This is a genomic window from Nocardiopsis sp. NPDC006198, from assembly GCF_040613895.1.
Taxonomy (GTDB): Bacteria; Actinomycetota; Actinomycetes; order Streptosporangiales; family Streptosporangiaceae; genus Nocardiopsis; species Nocardiopsis tropica.
On the sequence record NZ_JBEXSY010000025.1, the window covers coordinates 38,352 to 54,942 of the forward strand.

A 16,591-nucleotide genomic window follows, 5' to 3' on the forward strand; every position below is an offset into this window, starting at 1 on the left:
TCCGGGCACCAGGCGCTCCGCGGTGCCGCGCCGGGCCGTCGGCCGCCGTTCCGGGCCGGTCCCGGGCATGCGCGCCGGGGCCGTAGGTCGGACGGAACGGCGACCTTCGGCCTGCGCCGTTCCGGTGGGGCGCTGGTCTACTCGACGAAGATGGTCCGCAGTGCTGTCGCAGTGCTAAGGGGGAACTATGGCAGGCAAAGAGGTGCGCCCGGCCCGGGTCGTCGTGGGGATCGACGGATCGGACGGCTCACGGGCGGCGTTGGAGTGGGCGGCGGCGGAGGCCGTCCGGCGGGACGCCCCGCTCCGCATCGTGCACGCCCTGGGGATGCCGCTGATCGTGTCGGCCCACGGGGGCGCCGCGCGGTTCGAGCCCACGCCGGAGATCCACGGCCAGGCCACCGGTGTGCTGGGCGAGGCGGAGGCACACGTCCGCGAGCTCCGGCCGACCGTGGCCACGGAGGCCGTGACCGCGATGGAGGAGGCGCCGCTGGCCGTCATCCGGCAGAGCCACCCCCACGACCTGATCGTGGTCGGCACCCGGGGGATGGGCACGTTCAAGTCGGTGTTCGTGGGCTCGGTCAGCGTCCGGGTGGCCGCCCACGCGCCGTGCCCGGTCGTGGTCGTCCCCTCGCGCAAGGGCAGGCCCGCGACCACGTCGATGGACCGGATCGTGGTCGGTGTCGACGGCTCCGAGACCGCGCGCCGCGCCCTCGGCCTCGCCTACGACCTGGCGGCCGAGAGCGGCGCCGAACTGGTCGTGGTCCACAGCTGGGAGGTTCCCTACCCCTACGACCCGGTCGCGATGACCGCCGCCGGGTACCAGCCGCAGGAGGAGCTGTTCGAGAGGCAGTCCGAGGAACTGGTGGCCGGCCTGCTCGCCGAGGTCGTCGACGAGAGGCGCGAGGACCTCGACGTCGAGGTCAGCGTGGTGCGGACCCAGAACAGCCCGGTGAGCGCGATCCTGGAGGCCGCCGAGGGCGCGGACGCCGTCGTGGTGGGCTCGCGGGGCCGGGGCACCGTGCGCGGCCTGCTCCTGGGCTCGGTCAGCCAGGGTGTGCTGCACCGTTCCAGGATCCCCGTGGTCGTCCTCCCCAGGCACGCCGACGAGGACGAGTAGGGCGGCGGGCCCCGGGGTCGGCGCCCGAGGACCGGCCCGGGGCCCGCGGCGCCGCCGCCCCCGGTGCTCCGACGGGGTCGGCCTCAGAGGGTCAGGTGGTGGGGAGAGCCGAGAGAGGAAGGGCTCCACCCCTCATCCCGGGCCCGGCGGATGGCGGTCGCGACCACGGCCGGGGTGACGGGAACAGCCTCGCCGGGTCCCACCCGGTAGTGGCCCGGATGCGGATGCGGTGTCGCGACGACGAGCACCCGTCCGGGGGAGTCCGCGAGCTCCGCCGCGAAGGTCATGGGGCTCTCACCCACACCCTGTGCGTAGGTCGGCCTGCGGCGTACGCGCCAGCGGTAGTCCGTGCCGTCCACGCTGATACGGCGTGAGCCCTTGCGTACCAATGCCATGAGTCCTCCGTGGGTCGGGGGCGGTCGGCCGGGTGCGCCGTCCGTGAAGCAGCATGATCGACCGCCCCGCGGACTGTCCACGGATTTGTCCGGAGGCGTCGTTGTCCACGCGGGGTGGGGCTTCGCCCTCGGGAGGTCGGCCCCCGTCGACCTGTCGACACGTCGACGGGGACCTTGCGGGCCCGTTCCGCCCTGCGCCGGGCGCGGTGACCGGACCCGGACACGCGGAAGGCCGGTGGCTCGGTCCATGTGCGATAAATGTGCGATGGACCCGGGCTACCGGCCTTCTCTGTCTCTCCCGCAAGCTGCTGACCTGCGATTTCTGCGGAGGGTATGGGATTTGAACCCATGAAGCCCCGTCAAGGACTTGGTGCTTTTCAAGAGCACTGCACTCGGCCGCTATGCGAACCCTCCCGGGAGAGTGACTCTCCGCCAGTCATGGTAGCCCACGGGGACGGGCGGGTTCGCGGGGATCTCCCGCTCCGGTTCCGGGGTGGTCGGCGGCGGGGGAGGGCGGGGCCCGGGGGCCGCCCGGCAGCGACTCCAGGGGCATGGCGGACACGAACGCCGAGGCGGAGGCGCCCCCGAGTGGGCCCCGCCGGGCCACCCCTTCCGCACGGTCCGACCGGGGTCTCCACAGGTCCGCCCCCGACGACGGGGCCGGTCGCTTGTCTGAGCCCCTGGGTAGGTTGACGCTGTACGACACCTACGAGGAGGCCGACCCGTGAAACTGCGAGTGGATCGCGACGCGTTCGCCGAGGCGGTCGCCTGGACCGCGAGGGCACTGCCCACCCGTCCCGCGGTGCCCGTGCTCGCGGGGATCCGGATGGAGGTCTCCGGGGACGGCTCGGCGCTGCACCTGTCCGGGTTCGACTACGAGGTCTCCACGCGCGCGTCCGTGGACGTCCTCTCCGAGGAGTCCGGAGCCGCCCTCGTCCCTGGCCGCCTCCTGGCCGAGATCGTGCGCAACCTCCCCCCGGGCTCGGTGTACATCGACACCGACGGCGCCAAACTGCGGGTCGTCGGCGGCGCCGCCCGCTTCACCCTCATCACCATGCCGCTGGAGGACTACCCCTCCCTGCCCGGTATGCCCGGCCTGATCGGCTCCGTGTCCGCGGACGCCTTCACCACGGCCGTGCGCCAGGTGGCCCCGGCCGCGAGCCGGGACGACACGCTTCCCATGCTCACGGGCGCCTACCTCGACTTCACGGGCGACTCCCTCAGCGTGGTCGCGACCGACCGCTACCGCATCGCCGTGCGCGACCTGCGGTGGAACCCCTCCGACCAGGGCGTGGACACCGCGGCCCTGGTGCCGGCGCGCACCCTGTACGACACCGTGCGCGGACTGGTCAACCGCTCCGACGTGGACATCGCCCTGTCCTCGGGGACGCCGGGCGGGGGTGCGGGCCTGTCGCCGGGGGAGGGGATGATCGGCTTCGGGAACGGTGAGCGCCGCACCACCACCCGGCTGATCGACAGCGAGTTCGTCAAGTACGCCTCGTGGTTCCCGCAGGAGTTCTCGGCCCGCGCCGAGGTGGCGGTCGGCCCTCTGGCGGAGGCGGTCAAGCGGGTGGCGCTGGTCGCGGACCGCAACACCCCGCTGAGGCTGGCGTTCACCGAGGGGGAGGTCCTCCTGGAGGCCGGCTCGGGGGACGACGCCCAGGCGGTGGAGGCGATCGAGGTCTCCTACGAGGGGGAGCCGCTGCGCATGGCCTTCCGGCCCGACTACCTGATGGACGGTCTGACGGCGGTGGAGACCGACACCGCGTACCTCAACTTCACCGAGCAGACGAAACCCGCCGTGTTCACCGACGTTCCCGCCGAGGAGGGGGAGAACCCGTCCTTCCGCTATCTGGTTCAACCGTTGCGGGTGTCCTGAACAGGGATTGAGGCCTTTTCCCACGTCGGTCGCGCCTTATCCACAGAGTTATCCACAGGAAGGCGGACTTCCTGTGGATAACCCGGGGTAATCGTCTGCAGAGAACACCCGAACCACCCCTGGTGGACTCTCGCATTTCTGCTTTGACATGCGAAAACATCACGAGGGGCGGTTCTGTGCACAGCCTGTGGACAACGTGGGGCGGTGAGCCCTATTCACCCTCTGCCAGGGTGGACGTCCCCCCGCGGCTCACCGGGGTGTCCAGCCCGAGTTCGGCCTGGCGCCCCCGTCTGTACCCCGCGCGGTAGCCCGCCGCGCTGTGCGTACGCTCCGGCCGGTGCTTGCGCAACTGGGGGAACTGCTTCTGGAACTCCTCACGCACGCGGTTCACGTCGTTGAGCAGGACCAGTTCCGCTCCGCGGGCCGCGTCGACGCTCTCACCGGACCCGTCGGAACCCCCCGGAGCGGCCATTTCCTGCAACCGCGCCCGGAACTCCCGAATGCGTTCCGCGACCGCACGCCCGTAGGCGCGCACGAACGACCGGTAGTAGCGCTTGCGTTCGGTCTCCAGCTCCGACCTGGTGTAGTTGCGCAGTTCGCGGATGTCCGCCACGTGCGACGAACTCATGAACTTGGCCGACGACTCCATCTGCATGGAGATCGACGGCATCAGCATCCGCAGCGCGTCCAGCGCGCTCACCGTCCCCACCAGGATGATGACGCGGTCGGTGTTCTCGGAGTTGTTGCCTCTGACCGCCGACTGGCAGCCGTAGGCGGCGGCGATGTCGGCCAGTGCCCGGACCCGGGCCTTTCCGTGGCCGCCCACCCCTGCGACGGTGTAGTCCATGCGGCTGATCGCGTCCGGTTCCTCGCCCCTCTCGGCGCGGGCCTCGGCCTCCGCGATCGCGTGGCGGGTCATCAGCTCGGCGGCCTTGGCGGTGAACGCCTGGCTCTCGGCGTCAGTCACCGAGGGGTCCTCCGCCATGCGGAGGAGCCCTCGGACCCGCTCGACCATTTTCTGACGAGCAGCTTCAGTCATCGGCGCCCGGTTGTCTCCCGTCGGTGAGTGTCCAGTTCCCGCCACCGGCGGGAAACACCGAGCCTAGGCGTTCTTGTTCCCGACCACCATCGCGATGAGCCCGACGGTGACCCAGATCGCCGCCGCGACGAGCAACCCGCCGAACAGGGCGCCGAACAGCCCGGCGATCGGGGCGGCCAGGATCGAGGTCGCGTAGCTGACGATCGCGTAGCCCGCACCGCCGACCGCGGCGGGCACGGCGGCGTAGCGGAAGGGGTAGGTGGCCGCGTAGCGCCTGCCCCGGCGGTCGGCCTTCTGGCGCATCACACCGCCGACGCCGCCGATCAGTGCGAAGAAGATCACCGCGGCGGTCAGCCCGGACGAGAGGGCGCCGGCGCCCAGGTTCAGCAGGAAGAAGAGGGCACCACCGGCCGCGCCCCCCAGGACCGAGGTGGTCCAGGGCCAGATCATCGTCGCCGAGGCGACGGGAGTGAATGCGTTACCGCGCTCCAGCGTCATGTCCACTGCTCCAGTCGAATCGCGTGACGACCGCTCTTCGACGGGCCGTCCGCTCCAGCATGCAGTCTCGGGGCTCCACGCGCATCAGGGCCCGTCCCTGACTTACCCCCGAGTCCGCGCCCCGGCACATCGCCGGATCCGCGGCAGCGAGGGCACCGGGTGACGGGAGCCCTCGGAGGGGCAACGATCAGCCGGTCGCGGAAGTGCCCGGACCACCGGGGTTCCCGTCGGAGGACGCCGACAGGTCCGCGGACAGACGGGGCCAGGCGGTGCGGAACGCGGGCAGCAGGGGCAGCGCCTCCAGGCGGTCCACCGGGACCCACCGGACCTCCTTGCTCTCGGTGTTGCCCGGCCGGAACGGCGTCATCTCCGCGACCCTGGCCAGGAACGTGTCGTAGCGCCACACCTGGAGGTCCTGTTCGTGGACGCCCACGAGGGTGTACTCGCCCAGGTCGCCGGCGATCTCCTCCCGGAATTCCCGGACGGCGGCCTCCAGCGGCGTCTCGTCCCTGTTCCTGGCGCCTCCGGGGATGCCCCAGGTCCCGCCCATGTGCGTCCAGCCGGCCCGGTGCTGGAGCAGCACGTGGCCGGTTCCGGCCACGTCGGTGGTGTACAGCAGCAGGCCGGCCGCGCCGTACACCCCCCACCGCCGGGAACCGTCGGGCAGACTGACCCAGCCGTTTCCGTCGCCCTCCAGCATCACGTCCTCCACATCGGCTTCCCTTCCGGACCACGGGTGACGTCCGTCCTCCCGTGCACAACGATCGGACACGGGCGATCATGCCCGTGCTCCTCCGAACCTATGGCCCGCCCGGAGGCCTCCGCAGCACTTCTCCGTTGTACGGGGCGGATACCGCGCGCCGCCGCCCGGACGGGCGGCTCGTGCGGGGGAGGGGAGCCGGGGGTCCCGGGGGCACGGCCGCGGCGGACCGCGAGGCGCGGGCGCGAAGGCCGGCGCCGGACCCGGAGGAGACGAATGGAGGCGGTGCCGTTATCGGGATACCGGGAGCATATACGGAAGCGGTATCGCCTTCCCCGCGGGGATTTTTGCTTTTTCGTGCTTTTCGGCACGGGTGCGGGGACGCGGGCGCGTCGCGGAAGCCGCGGGGTTTCCCGTGGGAAGGCGAGCCCCTTCCGGTCCCGGGTCGAGGGGCTCCCACCTGCCATGACGCCACGGTGTGGGGGTCTTCGCCCTGCGTCGGCGGTCCGCAACCGGCCAAGCGGTGGTGAGGAGCCGGTGGGACGGGGTAAGAGTGAACGGCATGCGAACAACGGCCGACGCCACACCGATTCCGGCGCTGAAAGAAGACTGAAAGCGCGGTGGAAGAAGATCTCTCTAGTGTGGAACTCGTTCGACGCGAAGGCCTCCATGAGAGGACGGCTCATGGTCGCCTACCAGCGCGACGTTCGTTGGACACATGCCACCCGTGGTGTGTTCTGAGGCGGGACTCGCCGCGGGTGGCCGGTCCGCCGGAGGGCGGTGAGTCCGTTTGATGCTTCACAGGCGACGTAGGGCCACATTGCGGCTCTACACGAGTGCGGTGAGAAGAGGAGTTCGTGTGCCGGAGATGTTGACCGTGGATGAGCGGTTCGAGGCGATCATCGCCGACGCGACTCCTGTGGCGAGGATGAATCCGCTGCGCGAGCCGGACCCCGAGCAGAGGCCCCCGGCCGAGCAGAAGCCTGTCGAGAGTGCTCCCGAGCAGGAAAAGCCCAGCCAGGACGAGTAGCGTCCGGCAGGGTGGTCCAGTGGTCACTCCGAGTACCTGGGTGGAGGGGGGTACTCGGAGCCGTTGGCATGTCCGCATCCCGTTTTTCCGCAATGTCGCTTGCTAGGGTTGCTGCTTGTGGAATTCGGCGTGCTTGGCCCCATCACCGTCTGGTCCGGAGGCCGACCGATACCGGTCGGCGGTCCGCGCCAGCGCTGTGTACTGGGCGCCCTGCTGGTCCACCTCGGGCGTGAGGTCACCGTCGACCAGCTGATCGGCTACCTGTGGAGCGACGACCCGCCGCGTACCGCGCGTTCGGTCATCCAGGTCCAGATCTCCCACCTCCGCCGCATCCTCCCCGACAGCATCGCCACCACCTCGGGCGGTTACGCCCTGGACGTGGCCCCCGACACGGTCGACCTGCACCGGTTCCGGGGCCTCCGGGACGCCGCGGCCAAGGCCGAGCCGCAGGAGAGGGCCGACCTGCTCGACCGCGCGCTCTCGTGCTGGCGCGGGGTGCCCTTCTCCGGGGTCGGTTCCGAATACCTCGACTACTCCGTGGTCGCCCCCCTGCGCGAGGAGCGGTGGTCGGCCGTCGTCGGCTGGGCCACCTGCTCCCTGGAGCTCGGCCGCCACGCGGAGGTGGCCTCCCGCCTGACCCCCCTGGTCAGCGAGGAGCCGTTCCGCGAGCGCCTGCACCACCTGCTCATCACCGCCCTGTGGCGGGACAACGAGCGGGCCAGGGCGCTCGCCGTCTACGAGGAGTTCCGCTCCCGGCTCGCCGACGAACTGGGGGTCGACCCGGGCCCCGAGCTCACCGCCCTCCACGCCCGGATCCTCCAGGAGGACGCCGACCGGGAGGAGCCGGCGGCCGGAGCGCCAACGGAATCAGGGTTTCGTTACCTGGTCCGCAACGACCTCCCCCGCGACCTCCCCGACTTCACCGGGCGGCAGGGTCCCCTGCGCCAGCTCGAGGAGATGGCCGTCACCGGCGACGGAAGGGCCAAGGTCTGCGTCATCACCGGAGCCGGCGGCGAGGGGAAGACCACCACCGCGGTCCGTTTCGGTTACGAAGCCGCGAAACGTTATACCGACGGCCAACTGTTCCTCGACCTGTACGGCTACACCTCGAACAAGGAGCCCCTGGACCCCTCCTCGGCCCTCGGGGCCCTCCTGCGCGCGGTCGGCGTCGAGCCCGAGGCGGTGCCCGAGTCGCTCGACGAGCGGTCGGCCCTCTGGCGGGCGACCCTCATGGGCCGCAAGGCGCTGCTCATCCTGGACAACGCGGCGAGCTACGCGCAGGTCAGCCCCCTGCTGCTGTCCTCGCCGGGGGCCCTCACGCTGATCACCACCCGCAACGAGCTCTCCGGTCTCAGCGGCGCCCGGTTCCTCTCCCTCGGCATGTTCGACGAGGAGTCGTCGCTGGAACTCTTCGGCCGCATCCTGGGCGAGGAGCGCGTCCGGCGCGAGCCGGAGCAGGCTCGGGAGATCGTCCGCATCTGCGGAGGCCTCCCCCTGGCGCTCAGGGTCATCGCCGGCCGGATGCTCAGCCGGCCGAAGTGGTCCTTCTTGCACGTGGCCAGGAGGCTGGGCGAGCAGAACCGCAAGTTCCGTGAGCTCCAGGTCGAGGGCCAGAGCGTCGAGGCCGCCATCGACCTCTCCTACCAGAGCCTCAACCCCGGGCAGCGCCACGCCTTCCTCACCCTGGGCCTGATGATCGGGAGCACCATCGACCTGGCCGGGGCCTCCGCGCTCCTGGACATGACGGTGGAGGACGCCGACGACATCCTCCAGGAACTCGTCGGGATGTGCCTGCTCGACGAGCCCCAGGGCGACGTCTACCGGATGCACGACCTGATCAGGGAGTTCGCCCTGGACAGGGCGACGTCGGAGTTCGACGGGGCCACGGCGGACCGGTCCAGGGCCCGCCTGGCCGAGTACTACCTGGTGACGGCGCAGCACGCGGCCTCCCTCCTGGGGCCGCGCGTGCGGGACGCGGCCGAGGACGAGCGCCCCGGATACCGCACGGACCTCGGCGGCAGGGAGGACGCGGAGGGCTGGTTCTCCCTCCACCAGGAGAACCTCGCCGACACCATCGAGTACTTCGCCTCCAAGGACAACGAGGACCGCGCCTGGAAGATGGCCGAGGCCGTGTGGCGCTTCTACGCCCTCCACGGTGAGATGGGCCTGCTGGTCAGCTCGCACGAGCGCGCTCTCCAGATCAACAGCAAGCAGGGCAACCAGCGCGGCCGTGCCGTGACCCTCATCGGCCTGGGGATCGCCCACTACATCTCCGGTCGCTTCGAGGAGGCCATGGCCTACCTCACCGAGGCGCACGGCCTGCTGGAGTCGGTGGGGGACCGGAGAGGCATCATCCGCGCCCTGGGAAACCTCGGCATGGTCTACGAGAGGATGGGCCGCTTCGCGGACTCGGCCGCGGCCATCCAGGGGGTCCTGGACTACGCCTCGGAGCTCGGCAACGACCGGATCGAGGCCCTCCAGTGGGGAAACCTGGCCGTACTGCGCCAGACGCTCGGGGACCACCGGGAGGCGATCCGCTGCGCCGAGCAGGCGATCCTCAAGTCGGTGGAGGAGGACCAGGCCGAGACGCGGGTGGTGGCCAAGCGCGTGATCGGGGAGGCCAGGACCGGCCTGGGCGAACTGGAGCTCGCCTTCCGGGACCTCAACGAGGCGCTCGAACTCTCCCTGCGGCTGCGCCTGGTCGCCCACCAGATCTTCGTCCGCAACTCCCTCGGCCGGGCGTACCGGGCGGCGGAGTGCTGGGACGAGGCGATCGCGTCCCACACGGAGGCCCTGGCCCTCGCGGAGAAGTCCGGCGACCACAGCGGCGACGCCGAGATCCTCCACGACCTCGGTGTCACCTACGCGGTCGCGGGCCGGCCGGAGGAGGCGGCCGTCGAGCTGGAGAGGTCGCGGGCCGTCGCCGTCGACAGGAACGAGACGCACACGATCGCCTGCGCCGCCCTCGCCCTGGGCGGGCTGCCCGCACCCGCGGTGGCCCCGGACCGGGCCCACACGCTCCTCCGGGAGGCCGAGGAGATCTTCACGCAGCTGGGCCTGCCCGAGGCGGAGCAGGCGCGGGAGGCCCTCGCGGCCCTCTCCGAGACCCTCAGCTGACGATCCTCCGGAGCCCCCGCGCACGGCGCGGTCCCAGCCACCCGCCGCTGCGGCGCATGGACCACAGGGACAGGGTGACGGGCAGGAAGCGCACGGGCCGGGGCACCCGGGGGTACACCGCCCGGGTCACCCGCACGACCCGGTCGAAGCGGCGCTGCCGCGCGTCCGACCACGGGATGCGGAACTGCTCGCGCAGGTCCGGTGGGAGCAGCCCGCCGGTCAGCAGCAGCTGGGCCCTCATCAGCGGGCGCAGGGGCGCGGAGGCGGGGTGGAAGAGCTCCCGGGTGATGCTCCGTGCCTCCTCTCCCACGCGGAGAGCGCGCATGCCCGCCTCCCAGTAGGCGTCGAACTCCGCCGGGGTGGCGGGCCACTCCTCCTCCGGCAGGCCCAGCGCGGTGGCGAACGCCGACGCCTCGCGGAGGAAGGCGGCGTACTCCTCCGCACCGAGTTCCCCGAACACCATCGCGTTCAGCCGGGACGAGGAGTGGAACAGGGTGGCGGCCACCCACAGCAGCAGGTCGTGGTCGAGAGCCCGGTAGCCGGGGCCGGTCACCTTCTGGTGCATGGCTCGCACGATGGCGTGCAGGCGCCGCTTCTCCTCCTCGGTGCCGTAGATCGTGCCGTACACGAAGTAGAGCGTGCCGAGCAGGCGGGCGAACGGCCGGGACGCGAAGGAGCTGTGGTCGTGGACCCCGCGGGCGACGCTGGGGTGGGCGATCTGGAGCAGCACGGCGTAGCCCGCGCCGCCGAGCGCGCACGCCTCCCCGCCGGCCCGGCGCAGGGGTGTCTCATCGGATGATCGGCCCATGCCTCGGATGGTACGACAACGGGCCGTGCCCTGCGCGGGACGCGCGTCCGTCCGCCCGGCGGTACGCCCGGTCCGCGGCCGGGGTGGCAGGGCGGGCGCACGCTGTTCAGGGGCCGAGCGAGCGGAACACCCCGGGGCTGGTCAGGGCGTCGGTGTTGTCCGTGAACTGGTCGACCGCCCCCACCGGCGGCCGCCCCGCGAGCTCCGGGTCCGCCACCCGTGCCGACAGTGCGGTGGCGAACCGGGCGGCGTCGAGCACGGGCCAGGGGCGGTCGTGGAAGGGGCGGGGACGGGTGTCCAGGCGCTCGGCGAGACCTGTCCGGTTCTGCCTCTCGCCGACCAGGGCGCAGGCGTCGGCGAGCGCCGCGGGGTCCGCGTCCAGCGCCCCTGCCAGGAGCGGGGCGAGCCCGTCCGTCCCGGGAAGCCGGGAGAAGCCGCTGCCCAGCCACTTCGGGTACGGCGGGTAGTGCCGGGCGAGCAGCAGGGCCAGCCGCATGAGGTCGCGGACCAGGCGTGCGGCCACCACCCGCGCGCCGAGCCCGTCGCCCACCTCGGCGCAGCGGCCGACGAACGCCTCCTCCTGGGCGATCCGCTGCCACTGGCAGGCCAGCACGTACCTCCACACGTCGTCCGGGTACCAGTCCAGGGCCTGCCGGGACCGTGTGAGGTCGCCCGCCGAGTCGTGGAAGACGGCGCCGCCCACCGCCTCCGCCAACCGCTGCGTGGGGGTGGCGAGCCAGTCGCGGACGGACACCCCGGACCGGGGGTCGAAGCCCAGGTGGGCGCCGAACCAGGCGCCGGGGTCGACGACCTCCACCCGGTGGCGCCCGCCGGGGTGGCCGGCGTCCGGGAGCCATGTCTGCGGAGGGCCGTCGCCGGGGGCGAACCGGACGGGCCAGCCGCGCACCCGCTCGGGGAGGCGCTCCTCGAGCAGCTCCAGCACCCGGGACCTGGCGCCGGGGTCGGAGACGAAGAGCTGGAGGCGCGGTCCCCAGCCGTGGTCGGTGGAGCGCTCGGTGTCCAGTCCGAGGACCTCCGAGCCGGGACCCACCAGCGCGGCGGCGTACGGGAGGTCCGGGTGCTCGGCCCGGAGGAGCGGGGCGACCGCCTCCGAGTACAGGGCGCGGGACAGGTCGAGGCCGGGAAGGAAGTCTGGCGGCATGCCGGTGAGCCTAGACGGGCGCTGCCGTGGGGGCCACGGGGTTCGACCGGGTCCACCGCCCGCAGGCCGACGCGGTCCCGTCCCGGTGCGGGGCGAGAGGGGCCCGTGGGGCGGGGTAAGAAAATTATGTCTTCAAGGACAGGTCTGGTGCTGAACGTCCCACCTGGGGGCATTGGTATAGCAGTGACGCGGCAGACCGCGGCCCGATTCTGTTAAGTGTCTTTCCAGTTCATGGCTCTGGTGCCGCGGAGGCGATGGCAGGACCAGCCCGCGACCGGGCCGAATGGGCGGTCCCGGCGGTACGGGTGGGACGCGGTACCCCCTCGTAACAGGAGTCTTGACGTCCGGTTACGGGATGCTTACCGTCTTCCGCAACGGTTGGAGAGGACATTCCGGGGACGCCCGGAGTCTCCAGGACAGAGCTGTCCGACGTTCGCAGGGAATATCCGAGCCCTCGTGGACGCCCTCCGCCCCCCTGGACCGGAGACGGTCCGGGTCACCCCCGCTACGAGACCCGACCGGGCCGCAGGGCCGGCAGGGGATCGTGACCCGAACAGAAGGGCCCCCATGAAGACCCGCAACAGAATCCGCTCCGCCTCGGCCGTCGCCGCCGCCACCGCGATGATCTTCACCCTCATGCCCGCCGGCACCGCCGGCGCACACGGTTACGTCTCCGCCCCCGCCAGCCGCCAGGCGCAGTGCGCCGCCGGCGTCGTCGAGTGCGGTGACATCCAGTGGGAGCCGCAGAGCGTCGAGGGCCCCAAGGGCCTCACCGACTGTGCGGGCGGCAACAGCAGGTTCGCCGAGCTCAGGGACGACAGCCTCGGCTGGAACGTCACCGAGGTCGGTACCAACCTGACCTTCACCTGGACCCTCACCGCTATGCACTCCACCGCCACGTGGGAGTACTTCGTCGGCGGCCAGCGCGTCGCCAGCTTCAACGACAACGGCGCCCGCCCGCCGTCGACCGTCCGCCACAACGTGGACCTGTCCGGCTACAACGGACGCCAGAAGGTCCTCGCCGTGTGGAACGTCGCCGACACCCCCATGGCCTTCTACTCCTGCGTCGACGTCAACATCCGCAGCTAGCCCGAGCGGCTGCACCGGGGCCCCGGGCCCGGCCCACGGCCAGACCGGGGCCCGCCCCGTGTCCGGGCCCGGGTGGTCCGGGGCGCGGGCGCGCCGACGAGCGGCCGGCTGAACCGTCCACACATGGCAACTACGGCGCGACAGTGCACAACAGTGCACGCGGGACAAAAAAAGAGTGGCCACCCAGTAGCGTCTATCTACTAGGTGACCACCTTTGACCAGGGATAACGCTCCCTGGTCACTTGTCGGGGTGGCGGGATTTGAACCCACGACCTCTTCCCGTACCGGGGCCCTCCAGTGGCCTGTGGTCGGACCCCGGAAACCGGTTCTGACCTGGGTCTTCGTCCCGGACGCTTCTCACCGCTTCCGGGCCTCTCCCGGAGCCATGTGCACTGAATGTGCATTGCTCTTGACTCCAGCCACAGGACGTCCGCCCCAGGTGAGCTGGCCTGTCCCGCACGCTTGAACCACGCTCCCTCAGCCCCAGTCTTCGGCAACCATCGTCTTCGGTCCAGGGTGCCCGATGGTGCCGGGGCCGGCACCCCAGACAGACCGTGCCGCGCCATCGGGTGCGTCGGGGCCCGAACACGTCATCAGCTTAAAAAGCCGAGAACCCTGTGCGCAGGCGACCCCGCACTTCTTCTACCTGGGAGTACACCGTTCCTCTCCCTGTGACTCCCCGTGTTTCCCCCCTGGTGACCATCCCGTGTAGCACGGAACCATGACGGCCCTCGGCTGAAGATTTTGCTGAGAGTGATGGCAGAAGAACGCAGGGGAGTGAAAAACGCTGACGCGTGAGGGGCTCTATCACATCTGGGATGAAGCAGTTGCTCTGAAAAAGTCTGTGAAGCTGTCAGGTTCTGCTCCTATGCTTCATGTCATGACTGTCACCGCTAGGCGCGAACTCGTGAGCCCTGCAACTCGCAATGCCTTCCGATCTCTCGCCACAGACCTGACCATACGGATTGTGGCTGAGCTATGGGAGGATCATGGGTTTGCTCCCATCCCTCCAGACGAGCTGAAATACCAGGACTCAGGCCAGCGGCGGACCGTATTCATGCTTTACGCTGAGGGAGTTGACTGGTCAGATCCGAACCACGTTCGGCGCGCTCTCCTGGTTTTCGAGGATTTTATTCGTGCTTATGGCAGCCCTGACGAACAAGGAATGCCGAAGTGGCTGGACGATATCAGAGTGCGTTTGGAGCGGGATGGATTTGCACTGGAAAGTGATGGGAAAATATCCTGGTCTAATCCTCCTGTGCTGGTCCGCGACCTTAGTGGCTTAAGCGAAGCCTCCGGTATCATGATTGAACTAGAACGCATTCGGAGGGATTTGATTGACGACCCCTCTGGGGCTATTGGTGCCTCCAAGCAACTTATCGAGGCAACAGCCAAAACCGCTCTTCGGGAGTTGGCCATCGAGGTTGACCGAAATGCTGCGCTCCCAACTCTGATCAGCGCGGTTCAAAAGGCATTGAAGCTCGATGCTGGATCAGCTCCTGACGGGCCTGATGGTAGTAAGGCTGTAAAGAAGATACTTTCAGGTTCGGTGAATATTGCAGTTGGAGTTGCTGAACTGCGTAACCAAGGATTCGGCAGTGGGCATGGTCAGGTTATCGCACCGCCCGGACTTGGCGTGCGCCATGCTCGCCTGACCGTCAATGCAGCCGTGACCTGGTGCGAGTTGATTCTCGACACACTCTCTGACCCTGCTGCTCCGTGGCGCGGTGCCAAAGCCTGAGTGCTCCCGAAAGGAAACTGTCTCTTTTGGCTTTATAAGAGAAATAGGGGTGTCGCCCCAGAGGGAATAAATAAAGGGCTTATTGGAGCAAGTTCCAGAAAGACATACCAGTTGGCGTGCGCTGCCCGTTCAGGTGCTTCGCCTCAGCGGGCAGAAACTACGGTTTCGGTCTCACACGAGTTCTGGCGCGAACCTACTGAACCCATTGCACGTCCTGAGCGCGCCAGCTTCCGCGTGGGTTCGGGGAGTCCATGGGGGGCGCGAGACCCTTGGTTCCACTAGGGCTCAATAAAGGCTGCCGGCCGAGCGAGGGACCGGGCGGCAGCCCGCAGCCCTTGCCGGGCGGCGAGCCACTGCGACGGCGCGAGCGCCGTCGCCTTGATCCCATACAGATCAAATCAGCAAAGTAATATTCTCTACATTTCACCCAAGGCGGGATGTTCTTCGGAAAGTCGAGAGAAGTGAACTTCAGTTTTGGCGATTCGACCGATTTGATCTCGATGCTCAGTTATTCGGATAACAAACTCAGCCTCTTGGCCAATCTGCAAGGGTGTGGACCTAAGTTCGCTTTCGGAGAACGAAATCAAAACCGCAGGGGCATTCTTCCTGAGGCTTTTCTTTATTTTCACTTTGCCAGAGGTCTCAGAAATAATTATCTCCGAGACATAGCCTCTTACTATTTCTTCACGAGAAGTGGCTCGAGTCTGCCCTATTTTGGCCATGTTTTCTCGCCCTCGCCTTGTCAGTCGACTACTCCGCACCGTTCCGTCTGTCGCTGACCAGGTGAATTGGGCCTCCAGGTCCCTCTTGTCGAGGGCTTCCACGAAGCGCTCCATGCCTTCGATTGTGGAATCCTTTTTAGCCCAGCGCGATATTCCATCACCTTCTTCCGTTGCGTCAACAAATTTGATCATTTCACGCACCGCAAAATCGACAGAATCTGTAGTTTCGAAATTCAGATATACTTCATCTCTCGTATCATCAAATGCGGGGCTAGTCTTTTTTGGCCGCAGATGAAGTACGGTGCTACCTGAAGAAACTCCAAATAGTTCGAGTTCAACGTCAGAGGAGGAAGATCCCCTTATTATTTCTCGAATTGGACGAAGGAGATTGTCACTGTCACCCACTTCCAAGGCGCCCTTCGCACTTTCTCCGGAAAGTCGAATTGTGAGCTCTTCTTCTAATGTTGCAGTGGGATCCATTGACTGCATTGAATCTAGAAGATTCAAGCGTCGCTGAGTCTCAATTTCGTCCGATGTAAGAGGGGGTTCTTCTAGCAAGCCATTGAGCCTGTCGTTAATCTTTTCCCCATGACGCCTTTTAGCGCGGCTACGCCAGCTCTCTGTCACAGCTGCACCTCCAGGTAGCCTCGCCTTTGCTTGGCGCTCTCCTCAGTTGCCGCTACCTTCTCCCCATCGGGACTGCAGCGCTGCAACCAGTCATCGAACATTCCCCGCTGCTCAAAGTATTTGCGCTCATCAATCTGGTCGTCCTGCAAGCTAAAGCTGTTCGGCACGGGGCGATAGCTGAGCATGTGAGGGTCGAGCTTGAACTCCTTCTGCATCCTCCTTCGGTTGAAGGCTCGAGTCAACCACTTTGCATCATTTTTTACTTTTCGCCCTCTTTGTCCGTTATTGAACGCCGAAGCGCGCAGCAGCTCCTCAGCCTTACCGTCCACGAAGACCACGATGTCGATGTCGTTGGGGTTGAGCTTGCTACTCACGTAGCTACCCCCCATCCATAGATGACGAACCAGAGGGGAGCCGTCCAGTAGCTCAGAGTAGCGATCCCCGAGCTCTACGAAAGTGAAGAGGTATTCTTCGAGGTTCTCCCAGAGTTCCATGCGCGTCTCAGAGGCAAGGAACTGAGGGTCCTCGACGAGCATGGTCCGAGCCTGTTCCATGGTCACCTGGTACCGACCACACGGAAGGTAACGGTAAGGGGCGACACCTTGGAAGGTCTCGGTGAACTCCGGTAGCGCTCCAGCCATGAAACCCCATCGTCATGTGCAGTTCC

At 68.2% G+C, this 16,591-nt stretch carries 14 protein-coding genes and 1 tRNA gene; 6 read left to right on the top strand and 9 right to left on the bottom strand.

The window, feature by feature from the left end:
* Window positions 1–187: 187 nt before the first annotated feature.
* Window positions 188–1,117, top strand: coding sequence for a universal stress protein (locus tag ABZ234_RS18535; RefSeq protein ID WP_355012906.1), 930 nt, complete (start codon window positions 188–190; stop codon window positions 1,115–1,117).
* An 83-nt stretch (window positions 1,118–1,200) separates the two neighbouring features.
* Here ABZ234_RS18535 and ABZ234_RS18540 read toward each other — a convergent pair whose 3' ends face one another.
* Window positions 1,201–1,512, bottom strand: coding sequence for a hypothetical protein (locus tag ABZ234_RS18540; protein WP_355012907.1), 312 nt, complete (start codon window positions 1,510–1,512; stop codon window positions 1,201–1,203).
* A 325-nt stretch (window positions 1,513–1,837) separates the two neighbouring features.
* Window positions 1,838–1,926: transfer RNA gene (locus ABZ234_RS18545), tRNA-Ser, on the bottom strand.
* Window positions 1,927–2,248: 322 nt separating this feature from the next.
* On the opposite strand from ABZ234_RS18545, the gene dnaN reads away from it, so the two are divergent.
* The gene (dnaN, locus tag ABZ234_RS18550) at window positions 2,249–3,391 is read left to right on the top strand and encodes a DNA polymerase III subunit beta (protein ID WP_355012939.1); all 1,143 of its coding nucleotides are present in this window, start codon (window positions 2,249–2,251) and stop codon (window positions 3,389–3,391) included.
* Between the two features lie 211 nt (window positions 3,392–3,602).
* Here the strand turns inward: dnaN and ABZ234_RS18555 are convergent, their stop codons facing one another.
* From ABZ234_RS18555 to ABZ234_RS18565, 3 genes are all read right to left on the bottom strand, one after another.
* On the bottom strand, window positions 3,603–4,406 hold the full coding sequence (locus tag ABZ234_RS18555; protein WP_355012940.1) for a DUF2786 domain-containing protein: 804 nt from the start codon (window positions 4,404–4,406) through the stop codon (window positions 3,603–3,605).
* 87 nt (window positions 4,407–4,493) lie between these two features.
* Entirely contained in the window at window positions 4,494–4,928 is a 435-nt protein-coding gene (locus tag ABZ234_RS18560) for a hypothetical protein (protein ID WP_267950203.1), read from the bottom strand.
* Window positions 4,929–5,115: 187 nt separating this feature from the next.
* Window positions 5,116–5,628, bottom strand: a complete 513-nt coding sequence (locus tag ABZ234_RS18565) for an NUDIX hydrolase (RefSeq protein ID WP_267950204.1) — start codon at window positions 5,626–5,628, stop codon at window positions 5,116–5,118.
* Between the two features lie 868 nt (window positions 5,629–6,496).
* Here ABZ234_RS18565 and ABZ234_RS18570 point away from each other — a divergent pair.
* Window positions 6,497–6,658 (top strand): hypothetical protein, encoded by a 162-nt coding sequence (locus tag ABZ234_RS18570; protein ID WP_267950590.1) that lies wholly within the window; start codon window positions 6,497–6,499, stop codon window positions 6,656–6,658.
* 129 nt (window positions 6,659–6,787) lie between these two features.
* Complete coding sequence (locus ABZ234_RS18575) at window positions 6,788–9,775, top strand: BTAD domain-containing putative transcriptional regulator (protein ID WP_344179008.1); 2,988 nt, start codon at window positions 6,788–6,790, stop codon at window positions 9,773–9,775.
* Here ABZ234_RS18575 and ABZ234_RS18580 read toward each other — a convergent pair.
* Both ABZ234_RS18580 and ABZ234_RS18585 read right to left on the bottom strand, forming a co-directional pair.
* Entirely contained in the window at window positions 9,768–10,583 is an 816-nt protein-coding gene (locus ABZ234_RS18580) for an oxygenase MpaB family protein (protein WP_355012908.1), read from the bottom strand. The genes ABZ234_RS18575 and ABZ234_RS18580 overlap by 8 nt on opposite strands.
* Window positions 10,584–10,689: 106 nt before the next feature.
* On the bottom strand, window positions 10,690–11,745 hold the full coding sequence (locus ABZ234_RS18585; protein WP_355012909.1) for a DUF4037 domain-containing protein: 1,056 nt from the start codon (window positions 11,743–11,745) through the stop codon (window positions 10,690–10,692).
* A gap of 567 nt (window positions 11,746–12,312) precedes the next feature.
* Between ABZ234_RS18585 and ABZ234_RS18590 the strand changes: the two genes are divergently transcribed.
* Window positions 12,313–12,834 carry a lytic polysaccharide monooxygenase auxiliary activity family 9 protein gene (locus ABZ234_RS18590; RefSeq protein WP_355012910.1) on the top strand — a complete coding sequence of 174 codons (522 nt, stop codon included), beginning with the start codon at window positions 12,313–12,315 and terminating at the stop codon, window positions 12,832–12,834.
* Window positions 12,835–13,714: 880 nt separating this feature from the next.
* A complete protein-coding gene (locus ABZ234_RS18595; RefSeq protein ID WP_355012911.1) occupies window positions 13,715–14,575 on the top strand; it encodes an abortive infection family protein in 861 nt (286 codons plus the stop codon).
* A 416-nt stretch (window positions 14,576–14,991) separates the two neighbouring features.
* Here ABZ234_RS18595 and ABZ234_RS18600 read toward each other — a convergent pair whose 3' ends face one another.
* Together ABZ234_RS18600 and ABZ234_RS18605 are read right to left on the bottom strand one after the other, a co-directional pair.
* Window positions 14,992–15,924, bottom strand: coding sequence for a hypothetical protein (locus tag ABZ234_RS18600; protein ID WP_355012912.1), 933 nt, complete (start codon window positions 15,922–15,924; stop codon window positions 14,992–14,994).
* Window positions 15,921–16,460, bottom strand: a complete 540-nt coding sequence (locus ABZ234_RS18605; protein WP_355012913.1) for a hypothetical protein — start codon at window positions 16,458–16,460, stop codon at window positions 15,921–15,923. Before ABZ234_RS18605 ends, ABZ234_RS18600 begins: the two co-directional genes overlap by 4 nt.
* Between the last annotated feature and the right edge of the window lie 131 nt (window positions 16,461–16,591).